This window comes from Nevskia soli (genome assembly GCF_903970205.1).
GTDB lineage: Bacteria > Acidobacteriota > Terriglobia > Bryobacterales > Bryobacteraceae > Bog-113.
In genome coordinates this window covers 1-3033 of sequence record NZ_CAJCHS010000149.1, presented here as the reverse complement: position 1 = coordinate 3033, position 3033 = coordinate 1, and the positions used below count along the sequence as shown (strand labels likewise).

Sequence of the window (3033 nt, the reverse complement as noted above, 5' to 3'; positions counted from 1 at the left end):
AGCGCGCTACGCGACATTACGCAAGGCTCGAACGGTAAGTGCGGGACGATTTGCGATGCGGGTCCGGGCTATGACTTCGTTACCGGGCTGGGCAGTCCGATGGCTCCGCTGGTGGTAGCGGCTTTGGTGGCTGCTCCGTAGCATTAGCCGCGACGTCGGCAAGCCCTTCTGACGCGCCTCACATCCTCGATTTCCTGGTCCATTTCTTCCGTGCTCCGCGTCTCGATCTGCGGAACCCATTCGTCGAAAGCTTTCAATCGCGCTGTTCTCTCCGGTTCGCTGAGAAGGTCGAGCTGCTTGCTGTTGGCGCCCATAACGCTACCATGCTGACATACATTCTGACCGAGGTTCTTGAAGTCAACGAGGGCTTAGCGTGACATCCGACACTGCCGCCTCAGCGATCCGTGTTGCGTGGATCACTTTCGGCCTATTCTGGCTGGCTTCCGCACGGCGCCTCAAAAAAACCGAGCGCGCAGAAAGCCCTACCTCGCTCGCCATCCGAACTGTGGGGTCCCTGGCTGCTGTGCTGTTCGCTTTCGTGCCATGGGGCGGTCTGGCGAATCCTCTTGTCCCACGCACTCAAATGCTGCTCGTGGTTTCGGTTGTTCTCGCCTGGGCCGGCGTCCTGTTCGCCATCTGGGCACGCGTGATTCTGGGCCGAAACTGGAGCGCCACAGTCACGTTGAAACAATCGCATGACCTGATTCAATCCGGACCTTATCGCTGGGTGCGGCACCCCATCTACAGCGGAATGTTGCTTTCCTTCATCGGCGTTATCCTGTTCCTCGACCGCGTCGGGGGCGTGGTCGGTCTGGTAATTGCCATTGCCGTTTACTATCTGAAGGCGCGTCAGGAAGAGACAATAATGGCTGGTCATTTCGGTCAAGCTTGGGAGCAATATCGCAGCCGGACGCGAGCCATCATCCCGTTCATCCTGTAACACCCGCGTCATCTGCGAGAATCGGTATTCCAAGAGGTTTTACGATGTCCTACCGCTCCCTGCTCCTTTTCTGTGGTGCGACGCTCGCGATTTGCGCCACTAACGGCTCTATGGTTTACCCGATCGCTCCCAAGTCCGACCAGGTCGACGACTATCACGGCACGAAGATTTCCGATCCTTACCGGGAACTGGAGAATGCCGACTCCCCGGCCACTCAGAAGTGGATCGCGGAAGAGAATGCGCTGACTTTCGGCTACCTGGCTAAGATTCCCGCCAGATCGGCGATTCGTAGCCGGCTTGAGAAACTGTGGGACTACGAGAAGTACGGCGGCATGTGGGAAGCCGGCGGTCATTTCTTCTACACGCATAACTCGGGATTGCAGAATCAATCGGTGGTCTATGTTCAGGACAGGTTAGATGCCCCGGCGCGTGTTCTCATCGACCCGAATACCTATCGCGCGGATGGCACAGCCGCTTTGTCGGGTGACGCTGTAAGTTGGGACGGCAAGTACTTCGCCTACGGAGTAGCGCAGGCCGGGTCCGACTGGAGCGACTGGCATGTGCGCGAGATCGCGACAGGCAAGGACCTGTCTGACGAGATTCATTGGAGTAAGGGCGGAGTCGCCTGGTCCGGAGACAATCAGAGCTTCTTCTATACGCGCTTCCCCGAGCCGCCCCCGGACAAGCTGCTGACTGCAGAAGCCAAAAACGAACAAATCTACTTTCATAAGCTGGGCGATCCGCAATCAGCCGATAAGTTGATCTACTCGCGCTCCGATCAGCCGGGATGGCTATTCGGAAATCGCGTATCGAAAGACGGCCGCTTTCTGGTCGTCGAGGTCAACCCGCTGAAGGTTGGGACGACTTACATCTCGTATGCGGACTTGAGCGCGCCTGATCCGAAGGTAGTGGATCTGATTTCGCATGGGGATTTCGATTACACCTTCATTGGTTCGGTCGGATCCACGTTCTACATTGCAACGACGGACGGAGCGCCGCGCGGACGCGTCATCGCGGTTGATGTGAAGCAGCCCGATCGCGCCTCCTGGAAGGAGATTGTTCCGCAACAGGAAGCTACCCTCGAGAGCGCGGTCATGGGCGACGGTAAGTTGATTCTCAGCTATTTGAAAGATGCGCATAGCGTCGTCCGTCTCGAGTCACTGGATGGCCACGCTGGACCTGAGATCCAATTGCCCGGTCTGGGCAGCGTTTTCGTTGCCGAGCCGGATCGTAATTCGCAGCAGACTTTCTATACCTACACTGGATTTACGACTCCACCGGTCATCTACCACCTAAGCCTGGAAACCGGCAAGAGCGAAGCCGTCCACCGCAGTCATCTCGACTTCGATCCGAACGCGTTCGAAACTACCCAAGTTTTTTATAAGAGTAAAGACGGAACGAAAGTGCCGATGTTCCTGATTTCGAAGAAAGGGCTGCAGCGCAACGGACAGAACCCAACCCTGCTATATGGCTACGGAGGGTTTCAGATCTCCCTAACTCCGAGTTTTAATCCGGCGGTCATCGAATGGATCAAGATGGGCGGTGTTTACGCGGAAGCGAACCTGCGCGGCGGCTCCGAGTATGGAGAAGCCTGGCATCAGGCCGGAATGAAAGAGCATAAGCAGAATGTGTTCGATGATTTCATCGCTGCCGCCGAGTATTTGATCGATAGTAAGTACACGTCGCGCCAGAAGCTAGCTATCTTCGGCGCTAGTAACGGAGGGTTATTGGTTGGCGCGGTTCTGAATCAGCGGCCGGACTTGTTCGCCGCCGCAATGCCCGCTGTCGGCGTCATGGATATGCTACGGTTCCAGAATTTCGGGTTCGGCGGGTATTGGGTGGGCGAATACGGTACTTCCGCGAACGCGGAGGATTTCAAGACGCTCATCAAGTATTCACCGCTGCATAACATCAAGGTCGGTGCGCACTACCCGCCCACGCTGATTACGACGTCCGATCATGACGATCGGGTGATGCCCGGGCATAGCTTGAAATACGCGGCGACATTACAGCAGGCGCAGGGCGGTTCGGCGCCGATCCTGATTCGCGTGGAGACGCGCGCCGGCCATGGGGCAGGGAAGCCGACTTCGAAG

The 3033-nt window shown here is 57.1% G+C and carries 2 protein-coding genes and 1 pseudogene; all 3 read left to right on the top strand.

All coding sequences use genetic code 11. The features are described 5' to 3' along the window. Positions 1-141: pseudogene (locus H1Y01_RS19955) on the top strand (peptidase S8/S53 subtilisin kexin sedolisin); the annotation flags it as partial. Positions 142-373: 232 nt separating this feature from the next. After that, a complete protein-coding gene (locus H1Y01_RS06790) occupies positions 374-940 on the top strand; it encodes a methyltransferase family protein (protein WP_180539686.1) in 567 nt (188 codons plus the stop codon). A gap of 44 nt (positions 941-984) precedes the next feature. Next, positions 985-3033: prolyl oligopeptidase family serine peptidase (locus H1Y01_RS06785; protein ID WP_219341339.1), on the top strand; the 2049-nt coding region annotated here is incomplete at its 3' end.